At 61.5% G+C, this 15,365-nt stretch carries 10 protein-coding genes and 2 pseudogenes; 6 read left to right on the forward strand and 6 right to left on the reverse strand.

Annotated features, from left to right (window positions below):
• Nucleotides 1-273 precede the first annotated feature (273 nt).
• A complete protein-coding gene (locus tag RHIBUN_RS0116370; RefSeq protein WP_025660351.1) occupies nucleotides 274-2,814 on the forward strand; it encodes an arylsulfatase in 2,541 nt (846 codons plus the stop codon).
• 105 nt (nucleotides 2,815-2,919) lie between these two features.
• On the opposite strand, the gene RHIBUN_RS0116375 is transcribed toward RHIBUN_RS0116370, so the two are convergent.
• A complete protein-coding gene (locus tag RHIBUN_RS0116375; RefSeq protein WP_025660352.1) occupies nucleotides 2,920-3,378 on the reverse strand; it encodes an Lrp/AsnC family transcriptional regulator in 459 nt (152 codons plus the stop codon).
• Between the two features lie 120 nt (nucleotides 3,379-3,498).
• Between RHIBUN_RS0116375 and RHIBUN_RS0116380 the strand changes: the two genes are divergently transcribed.
• A complete protein-coding gene (locus RHIBUN_RS0116380) occupies nucleotides 3,499-4,782 on the forward strand; it encodes a cystathionine gamma-synthase family protein (protein WP_018116986.1) in 1,284 nt (427 codons plus the stop codon).
• 20 nt (nucleotides 4,783-4,802) lie between these two features.
• Here RHIBUN_RS0116380 and RHIBUN_RS0116385 read toward each other — a convergent pair whose 3' ends face one another.
• Nucleotides 4,803-5,174 carry a hypothetical protein gene (locus tag RHIBUN_RS0116385; protein ID WP_037216756.1) on the reverse strand — a complete coding sequence of 124 codons (372 nt, stop codon included), beginning with the start codon at nucleotides 5,172-5,174 and terminating at the stop codon, nucleotides 4,803-4,805.
• Nucleotides 5,175-5,380: 206 nt separating this feature from the next.
• Here RHIBUN_RS0116385 and RHIBUN_RS35395 point away from each other — a divergent pair.
• Nucleotides 5,381-5,821 (forward strand): annotated as a pseudogene (locus RHIBUN_RS35395) (GGDEF domain-containing protein); the annotation flags it as partial.
• Between the two features lie 96 nt (nucleotides 5,822-5,917).
• Here the strand turns inward: RHIBUN_RS35395 and RHIBUN_RS35400 are convergent.
• Nucleotides 5,918-6,391 (reverse strand): VOC family protein, encoded by a 474-nt coding sequence (locus RHIBUN_RS35400; RefSeq protein ID WP_084659709.1) that lies wholly within the window; start codon nucleotides 6,389-6,391, stop codon nucleotides 5,918-5,920.
• Nucleotides 6,392-6,591: 200 nt separating this feature from the next.
• Here RHIBUN_RS35400 and RHIBUN_RS0116395 point away from each other — a divergent pair, with 200 nt between their 5' ends.
• From RHIBUN_RS0116395 to RHIBUN_RS0116405, 3 genes are read left to right on the forward strand one after another with little or no spacing between them, the layout of a single operon-like run.
• Nucleotides 6,592-8,388 (forward strand): acyl-CoA dehydrogenase C-terminal domain-containing protein, encoded by a 1,797-nt coding sequence (locus tag RHIBUN_RS0116395; protein ID WP_025660355.1) that lies wholly within the window; start codon nucleotides 6,592-6,594, stop codon nucleotides 8,386-8,388.
• Between the two features lie 37 nt (nucleotides 8,389-8,425).
• Nucleotides 8,426-9,634, forward strand: a complete 1,209-nt coding sequence (locus RHIBUN_RS0116400; RefSeq protein WP_018116981.1) for an acetyl-CoA C-acetyltransferase — start codon at nucleotides 8,426-8,428, stop codon at nucleotides 9,632-9,634.
• A 12-nt stretch (nucleotides 9,635-9,646) separates the two neighbouring features.
• Nucleotides 9,647-11,860 carry a 3-hydroxyacyl-CoA dehydrogenase NAD-binding domain-containing protein gene (locus RHIBUN_RS0116405; RefSeq protein ID WP_025660356.1) on the forward strand — a complete coding sequence of 738 codons (2,214 nt, stop codon included), beginning with the start codon at nucleotides 9,647-9,649 and terminating at the stop codon, nucleotides 11,858-11,860.
• Nucleotides 11,861-11,921: 61 nt separating this feature from the next.
• Here the strand turns inward: RHIBUN_RS0116405 and RHIBUN_RS0116410 are convergent, their stop codons facing one another.
• The 3 genes and pseudogenes from RHIBUN_RS0116410 to RHIBUN_RS33530 all read right to left on the reverse strand — a co-directional run bounded on the left by RHIBUN_RS0116410 (nucleotide 11,922) and on the right by RHIBUN_RS33530 (nucleotide 15,053).
• Nucleotides 11,922-12,350, reverse strand: a complete 429-nt coding sequence (locus RHIBUN_RS0116410) for a plastocyanin/azurin family copper-binding protein (protein WP_025660357.1) — start codon at nucleotides 12,348-12,350, stop codon at nucleotides 11,922-11,924.
• Nucleotides 12,351-12,475: 125 nt separating this feature from the next.
• Nucleotides 12,476-13,591, reverse strand: coding sequence for an NAD(P)/FAD-dependent oxidoreductase (locus RHIBUN_RS0116415; protein ID WP_025660358.1), 1,116 nt, complete (start codon nucleotides 13,589-13,591; stop codon nucleotides 12,476-12,478).
• A gap of 51 nt (nucleotides 13,592-13,642) precedes the next feature.
• Nucleotides 13,643-15,053, reverse strand: a pseudogene (locus tag RHIBUN_RS33530) (DUF1254 domain-containing protein).
• Between the last annotated feature and the right edge of the window lie 312 nt (nucleotides 15,054-15,365).

Below are 15,365 nucleotides of genomic sequence, written 5' to 3' on the forward strand. Positions count from 1 at the left end.
GGTGAGCATCAAGCTTGCCTGCGGATACTACACCCACCGCGCCTGGATGGTATTCATCTCAAAGCTGGTCTCGATCGTATCGACGCATTTCAGGCGGGCGATCTTTCCATGATAAACCGCCGCTCCTCGAGGCCGGCCTAGACCACTCCACCATTGTGCTAATGCCCCACGCGCATGGTTTTGGCCTCGCTCTCGTGATATCTTCTACCAGAAGTAAACGAACCGCTTGGAATGAAAGGGAGTTTGATTTTGGGCTAGTTGGAGGGAACCGTCATGAAACTGACGAGACTGATGTCACTGGCTTCCGCCGTAGCAACATTGGCTCTTGCTACAGGAGCGGCATATGCACAACAAGTCACCGGAACACTGGGTGCGCCGGGTGCTACGACAACCATCGATGGCAGGCAGCTGCCGGCGCCGGACCCGAGTTTCGGCGGTACCATCACCAACGATGCTCTCAGTTCGAAACCCTGGTGGGCGCCCCGTATCGTGCCGCCGAAAGGAGCGCCGAACATCCTGCTGGTCATCACGGATGACGCGGGCTTCGGTGTGCCGAGCACGTTCGGCGGCGTTATTCCGACACCAACCATGGATCGCGTCGCCGCCAATGGCCTTCGGTACAACAATGTCCACTCGACTGCCTTGTGCTCGCCGACCCGCGCGGCTCTCATCACCGGACGGAACCATCATTCGGTCGGGTTCGGCGTGATCTCCGAGCAGTCGACGGGTTTCCCCGGCTATAATAGTATCATCCCCGAGGACAAGGCCACCATCGGCCGGATCCTGCGCGACAATGGTTACGCCACCTCCTGGTTCGGCAAGGACCATAACACGCCGGCCTTCGCCGCCAGCTCGATCGGGCCGTTCGACAAATGGCCGACTGGCATGGGATTCGAATATTTCTACGGTTTCGTCGGCGGCGACGCGAACCAGTGGCAGCCGAACCTGTTCCGCAACACCACCCAGATCTATCCCTTCGAGGGCAAGCCAGGCTGGAACCTCGTGACCGGCATGGCCGATGACGCCATTGATTATCTCACTCGCCTCAACCAGACGGCGCCTGACAAGCCTTTCTTCATGAAATACGCGCCCGGCGCAACACACGCGCCTCATCACCCGACGAAGGAGTGGGTAGAGAAGATCAGCGCCATGCATCTCTTCGACCAAGGCTGGAACAAGCTGCGCGAGCAGATCTTCGAGAACCAGAAGAAGCTGGGCGTGATCCCGCAGGACACGCAGCTGGAGCCCTGGCCCTCCAGTATCCTCAAGAACTGGGACGATCTGAAACCAGAGGACCAGAAACTCTTCATCAGGCAGGCGGAAATCTATGCCGCCTACGCCGCCTACAGCGACCACGAGATCGGGCGCGTCGTCCAGGCGATCGAGGACATGGGCAAGCTCGACAACACGCTCGTCATCTACATCAACGGCGACAACGGTACGAGCGCGGAAGGCGGCCCTCTCGGCACACCCAATGAGGTGGCGTTCTTCAACGGCATCAATGAAATGCCGACCGATGTACAGATGAAATGGTATGACGTCTGGGGTACCGAACAGACCTACAACCACATGTCGGCGGGCTGGTCCTGGGCCTTCGATACGCCCTTCTCCTGGTTCAAGCAGAACGCCTCGCGGCTCGGCGGCGTCGGGCAGAACATGGCAGTCTCCTGGCCGGCACGGATTACCGACAAGGGTGGCTTGCGCGAGCAATTCATGCACGTGATCGATGTCGTCCCGACGCTGCTTGAGGTAACAGGCATTTCGGCGCCGGACATGGTGGACGGCATCAAGCAGGCGCCGATCGAGGGAACGAGTTTCGCCTATACTTTCGACAAGGTGAATGCCAAGGCGCCGACTCGCCACAAGACGCAGTATTTCGAGATGTTCGGCCAATGGGCCCTTTACAATGACGGCTGGCTGCTCAGCACCAAGGTAAACCGTGCGCCCTGGGAAGCCTTCGGCACCGCCAACCCGGACCCGCTAAACAACCAGGTCCTTCAGCTCTATGATCTGAGCAAGGATTTCAGCCAGTCGCAGGACGTCGCCGCTGAGAATCCCGACAAGGTCAAGGCGATGAAGGATCTCTTCCTCGCCGAGGCGAAGAAATACCAGGTCTTCCCGATGGACGCCTCGGTCGCCGCACGCATCGTCGCCCCGCGCCCGAACATCACGGCCGGCCGCACCGAGTTCACCTACACGCATCCGATGACGGGCCTGCCGCAGGGCGACTCGCCGTCCCTGCTCAACAGCTCCTACACGATCACCGCCGACATCGAGGTGCCACAGGGGGACGCTGAAGGCATGATCCTGACTTCGGGAGGCCGCTTCGCCGGTTACGGCTTCTATCTTCTCAAGGGCAAGCCGGTGTTCCTCTGGAACCTGGTCGATCTGAAGCGGGTGAAATGGCAAGGGCCGGATGCGCTCACTGCCGGCAAGCACATGCTCGAATTCGACTTCCAGTATGATGGCCTCGGCATCGGAACGCTCGCCTTCAACAACATGAGCGGCGTCGGCCGATCGGGCACGGGCACACTCAAGGTGGACGGCAAGGTCGTGGATACCCAGAAGATGGAACACACCCTTCCGATGATCCTGCAGTGGGATGAGGCTTTCGACGTCGGTTCCGACACGCTAACGGGCGTCAACGATGCCGACTACTCGCCGCCCTTCGCGCTGACTGCCAAGCTCAACAAGCTGACGATCAAGGTGGATCGCCCGACCTTGAGCGAGGACGACATCAAGAAACTCGAGGATGCGCAGGCGGTGGCTGTGGACGGTAGCCCGATCCACCACATGCAGCCTGCGCCGCAATGATCGCGTTGAAACACGCCGGCACTGCGGGCACCGATGTCAGCCATCCGCTCCCAGCATGCGGCGCCTAACGAAATAGATGCCCGGATCGTGACAAGCTTGCGGATACTACACCCGCCGCGCCTTGATCGTATTCATCACGAAGCTGGTTTCGATCGTATCGACGCATTTCAGCCGGGCGATCTTTCCCTTGATGAACCGTTCGTAGTCCTCGAGGCCTGAACTCATCACCTTCAGCACGTAGTCGCGCGATCCGGTGACGAGATGGCACTCCAGTACCTCGTCCCACCCGCGAACCGCGCTCTCGAACATCTGGATTTCGTCCTCGTGCTGGCGGCTGAGCCGAACCGACGCCAGCGCCGTCATCGTCCAGCCGTCAATGGTGGGATCGACGAGTGTCGTGTAGCCGTGAATGATGTCAGCATCCTCCAGCCGGCGCAGACGGCGCAGGCAGGCGGACGCAGAAAGCCCGACACGCTCGGCAAGCTCGTTGTTGGGAAGGCGAGCGTCGCTCATCAGCTCCTTGAGGATTTTCCGATCCATATCGTCAGCAATTTTCTGCGTCACAATTCGCCATTCTCCGCAATAAGTTGCTTTATAGAGCATAGCCGCGCGGCAAATAGCAAGAACAGTCCGCGCGTTCTGATATAATTTGCGAGCATCACGGCATCTCGCGAGGAGACGACAATGACCGCACCGCATCCTTCCAAGACTCATATCGGCAACCACGCCCTGCATCCCGAAACGCAGATGCTGAACTATGGCTACGATCCGGAATTGTCGGAAGGGGCGGTAAAGCCACCGGTGTTCCTGACGTCGACCTTCGTCTTCAAGTCCGCCGAGGACGGCCGCGACTTCTTCGACTACGTCTCCGGCCGCAAGGAACCGCCAGAAGGCAAAGGCGCGGGGCTCGTCTATTCGCGCTTCAATCACCCCAACAGCGAGATCGTCGAGGACCGGCTTGCCGTTTACGAGCGAACAGAAAGCTGCGCCCTATTTTCGTCAGGTATGTCGGCGATCGCCACGACGCTCTTGGCCTTCGTTCGTCCCGGCGATGCCGTGCTCCACTCCCAGCCGCTCTACGGTGGAACGGAAACCCTGCTGGCCAAGACCTTCCTCAATCTCGGCGTTGCGGCGGTGGGCTTTGCCGATGGCGTCAGCGAGGCATCGGTGCAAGCGGCTGCGGAACAAGCCATGGCCAAGGGCCGGGTGTCTGTCATCCTTGTCGAGACGCCAGCCAATCCGACAAACAGCCTCGTCGACGTCGCAATGATCCGCCGTGTCGCAGACGCGATCGGCAGGAAACAGGGACACACGCCTGTTATTGCTTGCGACAACACGCTGCTTGGCCCTGTCTTCCAGCGGCCGATCGAGCACGGCGCCGATATCTCGCTCTACTCGCTGACCAAGTATGTCGGCGGCCACTCGGACCTGATCGCGGGTGCTGCCCTCGGCTCGAAGGCCGTCATGAAGCAGGTCAAGGCACTGCGCGGCGCGATCGGCACGCAGCTTGACCCGCACTCCTGCTGGATGCTCGGCCGCTCGCTGGAGACCCTGCAGATCCGCATGGAGCGGGCCAACAACAACGCCCGCGTCGTTGCCGACTTCCTGCGCGAGCATCCAAAGGTCGAGGGGATCCACTACCTGCCCTATCACGACGCCAATTCGCCGGTCGGGCGGACCTTCGCGGCGCAGTGCAGCGGTGCGGGATCGACCTTTTCGTTCGATATCGTTGGCGGCCAGCCGGCCTCGTTCAAGTTCCTGAACGCCCTGCAGATCTTCAAGCTCGCGGTCAGCCTCGGCGGCACGGAATCGCTCGCCAGCCATCCGGCAACGATGACGCATTCGGGTGTGCCGGCCGACGTCCGCCAGCGGATCGGCGTCCTGGAATCGACCATCCGCCTGTCGATCGGCATCGAGCATCCGGACGATCTCGTCGCCGACCTGCAACAGGCATTGGACGCCGCGTGAACCTGGGTCCTAGCGGCGGCTCAGGCCGCCGCCGTTTCCCTCACATCGTCGAGCAGGAAATGCACGACGACGTACTTCGTCGTGTAGTGGCGGCCGCTGTCGGAAACATTGTCGACGCTGCCGCCATCGGCGGGGTGCCACCGATGATAGTGCGGATTGGTGGTGATCAAGGTGATCGCCTTGCCGGCCATCTTGCCATCGAGACGGTAGCGCATTTCGGCCAGCGGCCAGATGCGCTCGTAGTCCTCCATGGACATGCGGACCTTCAGGGCCTTGCGGCTCACCGCCTCGCTGCGTGAGCCGTCTTCGTGCTCCACCGCCGGCAGGTCCAGCGTGACTTCCTCGGCTCCATCAAGAATGGAATTGAACTCCTCCGGCCACATCCGTCTCATAAAATCGCTCCTCCAAAGCTCTTCCATCAGTCTGCCTTGTGAAATCTAGCCTGTCTTCCCCCGGAAGCAAACAGTTCCGGCAAAGCTTAGACGAAAGCCTCACGCACGGCATTGGAAACATGATCGTTTCCAGTGTCGCAGTGTGGGCGTTGTCCACATTTAGGACGCCGCTATGCACTTGCCCTCAGGCGCCATCGCATCATTTTATGCGCCGACGCATTGATGACGGAGAAACAGCCGCGCTGACGGCCAACGAGACCTTTGGGGCGCTCTATCTCGACATGGATGGCTTCAAGGGCATCAATGACATGCTTGGCGATCACGCCGGCGATGAGGCTCTTCGAGAGGCCGCAAACCGCATCCGGACGGTGATCCGATCCGGCGATATCGCCGTGCGCATGGGCGGCGACGAATTCGCCGCCTTTGTTCCCAATCCCCCGAACGCGATCGCATTATCATCGGTTGCCGAACGGCTGGTATCGGCTTTCCGCGAACCCTTAAAGATCGAGGACATCGACGTACGCGCCTGTATCAGCGGCGGCGGCGCCGTTGCACCGCATGCCGGGACGACGCGGATCGATATTCTTCGTAACGTCGACAGCGCGCTCTATCAGGCCAAGGCCGCCGGCCTCGACGGCTTCGTAGTGCGGGAAGGCCAGAGTTGCGGGCGTTTTTCAACGCCCGCACACGACCCAAAAGATTGCCGTTCCCCCACCGCCACGACCGAAAACTGCCATCAAGAGCTACCGGTAGGCTGCTTCAAGCTTCGCGATATCGAGCTTGACCATGCCGAGCAAGACTACGGTGACACGCTTGGCGCGCTCCCGGTCGGGATCGGCAATCATCTCACTCAGCACGCGGGGAACGATCTGCCAACACGGGCCCCAGCGGTCCCGCAGCCAGCCGCACTGCTCCTCCACGCCGCCGTTCTCCAGGAAGGTGCTCCAGATCCGGTCGATCTCCTGCTGCGTCTCGCATTGTACCGAGACCGAGAAGGCATGGTTGAACGCATCAAGCGGACCGGCTTGCATAGCCACGAAATCCTGATGCCCGAGCTTGAACTCGATGATGATGACACTGCCGGGCGGGCCGCTCGGCGTCTCGGCCGGAAGCACGGTCGTGCGCCCCATGGACGAATTCGGGATCGTTGCCACATAGAATTCGACGGCCTGCTGGACGTCCTTCTCAAACCAGAGATTCGAACTGACCTTGAGCATGGATTGTCTCCTCCTTGATGCTCTGAAAGGTTCGACACCCCAAGGACGTTCCCGGTCGGCCCTTCCAGACACCGCACCACACAATCGCATCACAAATTCGAGCAAGCGCGAAATTTGACGTTTACGCAAACGTCAATATTTTGTAAGAGACTCTCAAATGCCGGCTTCGTCCGGCGTGCCGAATTGGAGGAATTCGAACGATGCCGGTCTATAAGGCCCCAGTAAACGACACGCTTTTCGTGCTGAACGACGTGCTCGGCCTGGAACGCTACAACAATCTTCCGGGGTTTGCCGACGCGACGCCTGACATGATCGAGGCGATTCTCGGAGAATCGGCAAAGCTTGCCGAGGAAGTGCTTTTCCCGCTGAACTATTCCGGCGATCAGCAAGGCTGCGTGCGCCATGAAGACGGCTCGGTCTCGGTGCCCGATGGTTTCAAGGGCGGCTATGACGCCTATTGCCAGGGCGGCTGGACTGGCCTTGCGGTTCCCGAGGAATTCGGCGGCCAGGGCCTTCCCTACGCACTGCATGCTGCCGTCGGCGAATACACCTCCTCCGCCAACATGTCGCTGATGATGTACCCGGGGCTCACCCAGGGCGCGATCGCGGCGATCTTCGTGCATGGCTCGGACGAGCAGAAGCAGACCTATCTGCCGAAGATGGTTTCCGGCGAATGGTCCGGCACCATGAACCTCACCGAACCGCATTGCGGCACCGATCTCGGCCTGCTGCGCACCAAGGCGGTGCCGCAGGCAGACGGCAGCTACAAGCTGTCCGGCCAGAAGATCTTCATCTCGGCCGGCGAGCACGACATGACCGACAACATCGTGCATCTGGTGCTGGCGCGCATCGAGGGCGCACCTGAAGGCACGAAGGGCATTTCGCTGTTCATCGTGCCGAAGTACCTGGTCAAGGCGGACGGCACGGTCGGTGCGCGCAACCAGGTTTCCTGCGGTGCGATCGAGCACAAGATGGGCATTCATGGCAACGCCACCTGCGTCATGAACTATGACGGGGCAACCGGCTTCCTCATCGGCGCCGAGAACAAGGGTCTCAGCGCTATGTTCGTGATGATGAACGAGGCACGCCTCAGCGTCGGCCTGCAGGGGCTGGCGATCTCCGAAGTCGCCTATCAGAACGCGGTCAACTATGCCCGTGAGCGCATCCAGGGCCGCTCGCTGTCAGGCCCGAAGGCGCCGGAGAAAAAGGCCGATCCGATCATCGTGCATCCCGACATCCGCCGCTCGCTGATGACGATCCGTGCCTTCAACGAGGCCGGCCGCGCCTTCCTGCTCTGGACGGCGCTGAAATCCGACATCGCCCACCGTTCGGCGGACGAGAAGGAGCGCCAGACGGCCGACGACATCCTCGGCCTCGTCACCCCGATCCTCAAGGGCGTGCTGACCGACAAGGGCTTCGACCACGCCGTCATGGCCCAGCAGGTCTTCGGTGGCCACGGCTACATCGAAGAGCACGGCATGAGCCAGTATGTGCGCGACGCGCGCATCGCCATGATCTACGAAGGCGCCAACGGCATTCAGGCGCTCGACCTGGTCGGCCGCAAGCTCGGCCAGAACGGCGGCCGCGCCGTCATGGCGCTGTTCAAGGAAATCGGCGATTTCTGCGAGGAGAACCGCAACGAAGAACAGATGGCCTTCTTCACCAAGAACCTGAAGAAGGGGTTGAACGACGTGCAGGCGGCGACCATGTGGTTCATGCAGCACGCCATGGCCAAGCCCGACAATGCCGGCGCCGGCTCCACCGACTACATGCATCTCTTCGGTCTTGTCGTGCTCGGCTACATGTGGGCAAAGATGGCCAAGGCTGCCAATGATGGCCTTGCCGCTGGAGAAACCGAACGCGAAACATTCCTGCGTAACAAGCTGATCACCGCCCGTTTCTTCATGGAGCGGATCATGCCGGAAACGGCACTGCGCAAGGCCCGCATCGAGACCGGCGCGGAAACGATGATGACCTTGGCCGCCGAGGCCTTTTGAGTTCAACGGCGCTTGCCGCCGATAGGGAGATAGAGGAATGACCGAGGTTTTCATTTACGACCACGTGCGCACGCCACGCGGCCGCGGCAAGAAGGATGGCTCGCTGCACGAGGTGCCGTCGGTGCGGCTTGCCGCCAAGACGCTGGAGGCGATCCGCGACCGCAACGGGCTCGATACGGCAACGGTCGATGACATCGTCATGGGCTGCGTCGATCCAGTGATGGAAGCAGGCGCGGTCATCCCGCGTGGGGCCGCCTTCGAGGCAGGCTACTCCACCAAGGCGCCCGGCATGCAGATCTCCCGCTTCTGCGCTTCCGGCCTCGACGCAGTGAATTTCGGCGCGGCGAAGATCGCCCAGGGCGCCGATGACATCGTCATCGCAGGCGGCGTCGAAAGCATGTCTCGCGTCGGCCTCGGCATGTCCGGCGGCGCCTGGTTCATGGATCCGTCGGTGAACTTCCCGGCCTATTTCATGCCGCAGGGCGTCTCCGCCGATCTGATTGCCACCAAATACGGCTTCTCGCGCGACGACGTCGATGCCTATGCCGTCGAGAGCCAGAAGCGCGCTGCGAATGCCTGGGAGAAGGGCTACTTCAAGAACTCCGTCATTCCTGTGAAGGACCAGAACGGCCTTGTTATCCTTGCCCATGACGAGCACATGCGCCCAGGCACCGACATGCAGGCGCTGGCGGCGCTCAACCCCTCCTTCCAGATGCCGGGCGAGATGGGCGGCTTCGAAGCCGTCGCCATCCAGGCGCATCCGGAGGTCGAGCGCCTCAACTACGTTCACCACGCCGGCAATTCCTCCGGCATCGTCGATGGCGCGGCCGCCGTGCTGCTCGGCTCGAAGGCCGGCGGCGAAGGCATGGGCGTCAAGCCCCGCGGCCGCATCAAGGCCTTTGCCAATATCGGCTCCGACCCGGCGCTGATGCTGACCGGCCCTGTCGACGTCACCGAAAAGCTTCTGAAACGATCAGGCATGTCGCTCGCCGACATCGATCTCTTCGAGCTCAACGAAGCCTTCGCCGCCGTCGTGCTGCGCTACATGCAGGCCTTCGAGATCCCGCACGACAAGATCAACGTCAACGGCGGCGCCATCGCCATGGGCCATCCGCTCGGCGCCACCGGCGCGATGATCCTGGGCACCGTGCTGGACGAACTGGAGCGGCGCGACCTCAACACCGCGCTCGTCACGCTCTGCATCGGCGCCGGCATGGGCACCGCAACCGTCATCGAACGCGTCTAAGGGAGAGAGACGATGACCTACAAGAACTTCACCGTCGAAACCGACGCGGACGGCATCGCTCTCGTCACCTGGGACATGCCCGGCAAATCCATGAACGTCTTCACCGAAGAGGTGATGGACGAGTTGAACGCCATCGTTGATGCCGTCGTTGCCGATAGCGCCGTCAAGGGCGCGGTTATCACCTCGGGCAAGTCGAGCTTCTCGGGCGGCGCGGACCTCTCGATGATCAAGTCGATGTTCTCGCTCTATCAGCAGGAGAAGGCCGCCAATCCCGATGGCGCTGCGCAGAAGCTGTTCGATCTCGTCGGCCGCATGACCGGCCTCTTCCGCAAAGTCGAAACCTCCGGCAAGCCCTGGGTTTCGGCGATCAACGGCACCTGCATGGGCGGCGCCTTCGAAATGTCGCTCGCCTGCCATGGCCGCGTCGCCTCGAATGCCAAGTCGGTGAAGATCGCGCTGCCCGAGGTCAAGGTCGGCATCTTCCCCGGTGCCGGCGGCACGCAGCGTGTCTCGCGCCTGGCGGACGCCCAGTCGGCCCTGCAGATGATGACGACAGGCCAGTCGCTGACAGCAGCACGCGCCAAGGCGATGAACCTCGTGCATCAGGTGGTCGAGCCGGATCAGCTGATCCCGGCTGCCAAGCAGATGATCAAGGACGGCCTCAAGCCAGTCGCGCCTTGGGACGAAAAGGGTTTCAAGGCGCCCGGCGGCGGTATCTGGACGCCTGCGGCAGCGCAGCTCTGGCCGGCCGCACCGGCGATCCTGCGCCGCGAAACGGCGGGCAACTACCCGGCAGCACTCGCAATCCTCAAATGCGTCTATGAAGGCCTACAGGTGCCTTTCGACACCGGCCTCAAGATCGAACAGCGCTATTTCACCGAGATCCTGCAGACCAGCGAAGCCTTCTCGATGATCCGTTCGCTCTTCATCTCCATGCAGGAGCTCGGCAAAGGGGCCCGCCGCCCCGCCGGAATCCCGAAAACGGAGTTGAAGAAAGTGGGTGTCGTCGGCGCCGGTTTCATGGGAGCCTCGATCGCCTATGTAACCGCCGCCGCCGGCATCCCCGTCACCCTCATCGACCGCGACATCGAAGCGGCGGCCAAGGGCAAGGGCGTCGGTGAAGGCCTGGTGAAGGACTCGATCGGTAAGGGACGCCTTACGCAGGATGACGGTGCGGCGCTGCTTTCGCGCATCGTCCCGTCCGCGGACTATGCCGACCTCAAGGATGCTGATCTCGTCATTGAAGCCGTGTTCGAAGACCGTGAGGTCAAGAAGGCCGTGATCGAGGCGGTTGAAGCCGTGCTGCCGGAAAGCGCCATCTTCGCTTCCAACACCTCGACCCTGCCGATTTCAGGCCTTGCCAAGAACTCCAAGCGCCCTGCCGATTTCATCGGCATGCATTTCTTCTCGCCGGTCGAGAAGATGATGCTGACCGAGGTCATTCTTGGCAAGGAGACCGGCGACAAGGCACTCGCCGTCGCGCTCGACTACGTCGAAGCAATCAAGAAGACGCCAGTTGTCGTCAACGACACCCGCGGCTTCTTCGTCAACCGCTGCGTCTTCCGCTATATCCACGAAGCCTATGACATGCTGATCGAGGGCGTCCCGCCTGCGATGATCGAGAATGCCGCCAAGATGGCCGGCATGCCTGTTGGGCCGCTATCGCTGAACGACGAGGTGGCGATCGACCTCAGCCAGAAGATCCTGAAGGCCACCGTCGCCGATCTCGGCGAGGCCGCCGTCGATTCTGAACATATGGCGCTGATCAACAAGATGGTCGACGAACTCGACCGCCGCGGCCGCAAGAACGGCAGGGGCTTCTACGACTATCCGGCGAAACCGGCCAAGAAGTCGCTTTGGCCGGAGCTGAAGGCTCTATACCCGCAGAAGAAGGCGGAAGAGATCGACGTCGAGGTGCTGAAGCAGCGCTTCCTCGTCACCATCGCACTCGAAGCGGCGCGCACCATCGAAGAAGGCATCGTCACCGATCCTCGCGAGGCCGACGTCGGCTCCATCCTCGGCTTCGGCTTCGCGCCATACACCGGCGGCGTGCTGTCGTACATAGACGGCATGGGCGTGAAGACCTTCGTGGGGCTCTGCGAGAAACTGGCGGCAACCTACGGTGCACACTTCAAGCCGACGGCGCTGCTTGAGGACATGGCGGCCAAGGGCGAGACCTTCTATGGCCGCTTCGACCCTTACGCAAAGGAGAAGGAGGCGGCGTAAGCCGCCTCTGGCACCTGTCATCAAAGCCAGCGGTGCTTTCGGCTGGCTTTCGATCTCGCGGCTACTTGGTCACGGTAAGGCTGGCCTGCATGCCCGCCTCATAATGCCCCTTGATATTGCACAGAAGCAGGTAGGCGCCGGGCGCGAGCTTCGTTTTCAACTGCCCGTCCGCTCCCGGCTTGAGGTCCGAGACTTCGCCGATGCTCTTGAGCTGCTTTTCATCGACCCTTTGCCTGGATGCAATCAACGGAACCTTCTGGTCCGGGGACTTCAGCTTGACGAGCACCATCTCGTGCTCCTCGGTCATCGCGTCGTTGTGAACCGCGAAGATCGTTTCCCCTGCCTTGATCGTGGCCTGGTCGAGCGTCAGGGTCATCGGCCCGCCGCCCTCGCCGCCTTCGGTCACTTTCACAGTCGTAGCCGCCCATGACGGCGAAGCGGTTGCGATCGCGGCAGATGCGGCGAGAGCGTACCATGCGTACCTGTTCATCAAATCAGCCTTTCCGTTGCAGCCCGCGCTTCATGTAGGCAGCACGCCTGACGCCAGCCTGAACGGCTGGTCCAACCGTCGCAGGCTCAGCAACACAAAGCCGGCCCCGGGCGGTGGACGACGCATCATTGGCCGGCGATGGAGGCCGCGATCTTCTCCGCCTCAAGTCCGATTTCCCGGAGAAGGCCGGTTGGAACGGCGGTGAAGCCGCAAAAGTAGAGGCCATCATTCGCCGGCTGGAGATCTCCGCGCGCGGGACCGTCGGCGCCGCCAAATCGTTGTTTGAAATCGGCCAGCAGCGCCTCGAGCCCCGGCCGATAGCCGGTCGCAAGGACGATCGCGTCAAAAATGCCGGAGCGGCCATCCGCGAATTGCACCTGGCGATCGTCGGAACTCGTGACGGCAGGGAACACCTTGATATCCCCCGACCTGATCCGCTCGATCGTGCCGATGTTGATCATCGGCGTGCGGCCCCTTTCGATGATGCCGGCCAGCGGACCGCCTTTTGCCCTTTCCACTCCGAACGCCCCGAGGTCCCCGAAACGCAGGCTGAGGATCGGCGCGTTCACCGCGTCGACTAGGCGATAGGGAAGGAACCGCTGGGCGATGGCAATGCTGGCGGTCGTCACGCCGAACAGCTCGAGCGGCACGACGTTGACCGGACCACGCACGGACATGGCGACATGAAGGCCGGCCTCGGCGCATTCGAGAGCGATCTCACCGGCGGAGTTGCCGAAGCCGACGACGAGGACCCGCTCAGCTGCAAGCGCCGCGGCATTCCGGAACTCCGAGGAGTGCAGAAGCTTACCCGAAAACAGCTCCTGCCCCTCCCAGGGCGGCCTTATCGGCGCGTTCGAAAGCCCGGTCGCGAGGATGACATTGCTCGCCTCGAATGCCCCCTCGAAGCTCTCGACAATCCACGCCTTGTCCTTGCGGATCGTCGTCGCGCGCACGCCGAACCTGACCTCGATGTCGTTCGAGGAGCTATAGGTTTCGAGATACTCGATCACCTGCTGCCGCGAGGGATACTTCGGAAACCGCCGCGGCATTGGCATTCCCGGCAGGGCCGAGTGCATCTTGTGGGTATGCAGCCGAAGGCGGTCGTAGTGGCGATGCCAGGAGGCAGCCAGAGTGTCGCCCTTCTCAAGCACCAGAAACGGGCGTCCACGCGCCTGCAGCGCCACGGCGCAGGCCAATCCTGCCGGTCCCGCACCGATGATGATCGTTTCTGTGTGCGTCATGGGAGCTCTTGGCTCACGATGCCAGTCATAAATGGCCCCTCGTGCTGACACCTAGGGCGCGGCGACCCTGACGACATCCGACAGCACCCACTTCTTGTCGAAAAAATCGTTCGTCGGGCCGTAGGCGCGGAACATCAGCTCGAACTGCCGCTTCGGATCGGTCGATACCCAATTGGCCTCCTTGCCCTTGGGGGCCTTGGGACCGAAATAGAGATCGACGGATCCGTCGTTGTTCTTCACCAGCTCGGGAATCTGCGACGAACGGCTGGCACGTGCGACATTCTTGATCAGCGCATGCGTCTGCCGGTCATGGGCCGTCACCGACCAATATTGCTGGACGGGAACATTTCCAGGCACATGGAGACGATAGGTCTTGCCGCCGTCCAAGGCATTGCCATCCTTGTCGCGGATCGAGATCGCATAGAACTGACCGGCCCCGAGCCTCTTGATGCCGCTATAGGCATAGCTGTAGGCAACGCCGCGATGATCGACCGGATAGGCGTCCTGTTCGGCGAAATCAGATTGCATAGCCTTGATGAGATCGGGATAGGCCGGAAAGGTCCAGCGGCTCTTCTCGCTGAAAAAGGGAGGGCAGACCGGCATCGTATTTTGCCTCCAGCAGCATCTCGGCCTCCTTGATGCCCTTGGTCAGCAAGGACTTGGTGTGGCGATCGGGCTCGAACGGCTTGCCTTCCTCTATGCCGATCGATTTCAGCTGGTCGATCATCGCGCGGTCGCGGGAGATCCACGGCTCTTCCTGTACGACACGGTTCAGATTGTCGAAGAAGCTCGCGTCCCATTTGATCGTGGAATCGAACAGAACATCCTTCACGTCAGAGAAAACGGTCTCCGGCGGATTGGCGGCGGCCGACAGCGGATAGATTTTCAGCTTCTTGCCGTAGTCGATGGAGGCCTGGACATCGGCATCACCATGGCTCGCAAGGTTCGAACGAAACAGCATGTAGCCGCCGTAGACCTCGGACCGCAGCGGAATGAACCCGTCCGGCAGCTTGTCCGTGTAACCCGGCGGCAGGACCACGAACTTGCCGCCTTTGCCCTTGTCGTATCCGAGCAGACCGGCATCCTCGAGCGGCAATTGCCATGCGGTGACGATATTGCCGTTGAAGGAGGCCTTTTCCTCCGCCGGCGGCAGATCGAGAACGACGGGGCCGTCCTTCGTGCTGAAGAAAACCATGAAGTAGAGAGCGTCCGGATTGGGCGTCAGCGTCTGGTTCATCCAGTCCAGCGGGCGGCCCCAATAGATGACCTGTCCGACCTTGCCGGGCGTCTTCTCAAGCATCTCCTGCCGCATCAGATCGTAGTTGACGACGGGTATGCCCCAAACTGCCGCCTGGACTGCATTCCGCTCGATCTCCTGGTCGAACACCTGCCGTGCGGTCCTATCTGCCGAAAGTGCCGGACCGGCGAGCAGCAGCATGCATAGTAGCGCGATAGACCTCATGGCAGGCCTCCTCCGATCTTGATGCGTCATCCGGAGTGAATGCTTGCGGGGCTCAATACGGAAGTACGTTACGGTAAATGTGACCAGTATCCCATCTGCAGACTAGAGGCGGGTCCGACCATGCGAAATCGGGATATGCTGATGCAATATCCGATCGAGTGCATGGTGCCTCAACGGAGCAAAACAGCGCCGAGTTACGCCATATCAATCACTTATCCGATCTCTCATCCTCGCTCCCCGGCCCCGTGCCTAAAATCCTCCGCTTCCGTCGCCGGGGTGTTTCGCGAGACTTTCGCGGGCAGGCGGGAGCAG

Origin of the sequence: Rhizobium sp. IBUN (assembly GCF_000510625.1) — a bacterium.
Classification (GTDB): Bacteria; Pseudomonadota; Alphaproteobacteria; order Rhizobiales; family Rhizobiaceae; genus Rhizobium; species Rhizobium altiplani.

Bases quoted from the DNA above. Each gene is read 5' to 3' on its own strand.
- RHIBUN_RS0116370 (WP_025660351.1), top strand. From the start codon at position 274: ATGAAACTGACGAGACTGATGTCACTGGCTTCCGCCGTAGCAACATTG.
- RHIBUN_RS0116380 (WP_018116986.1), top strand. From the start codon at position 3,499: ATGACCGCACCGCATCCTTCCAAGACTCATATCGGCAACCACGCCCTG.
- RHIBUN_RS0116385 (WP_037216756.1), bottom strand. From the start codon at position 5,174: ATGAGACGGATGTGGCCGGAGGAGTTCAATTCCATTCTTGATGGAGCC.
- RHIBUN_RS35400 (WP_084659709.1), bottom strand. From the start codon at position 6,391: ATGCTCAAGGTCAGTTCGAATCTCTGGTTTGAGAAGGACGTCCAGCAG.
- RHIBUN_RS0116395 (WP_025660355.1), top strand. From the start codon at position 6,592: ATGCCGGTCTATAAGGCCCCAGTAAACGACACGCTTTTCGTGCTGAAC.
- RHIBUN_RS0116400 (WP_018116981.1), top strand. From the start codon at position 8,426: ATGACCGAGGTTTTCATTTACGACCACGTGCGCACGCCACGCGGCCGC.
- RHIBUN_RS0116405 (WP_025660356.1), top strand. From the start codon at position 9,647: ATGACCTACAAGAACTTCACCGTCGAAACCGACGCGGACGGCATCGCT.
- RHIBUN_RS0116410 (WP_025660357.1), bottom strand. From the start codon at position 12,350: ATGAACAGGTACGCATGGTACGCTCTCGCCGCATCTGCCGCGATCGCA.
- RHIBUN_RS0116415 (WP_025660358.1), bottom strand. From the start codon at position 13,591: ATGACGCACACAGAAACGATCATCATCGGTGCGGGACCGGCAGGATTG.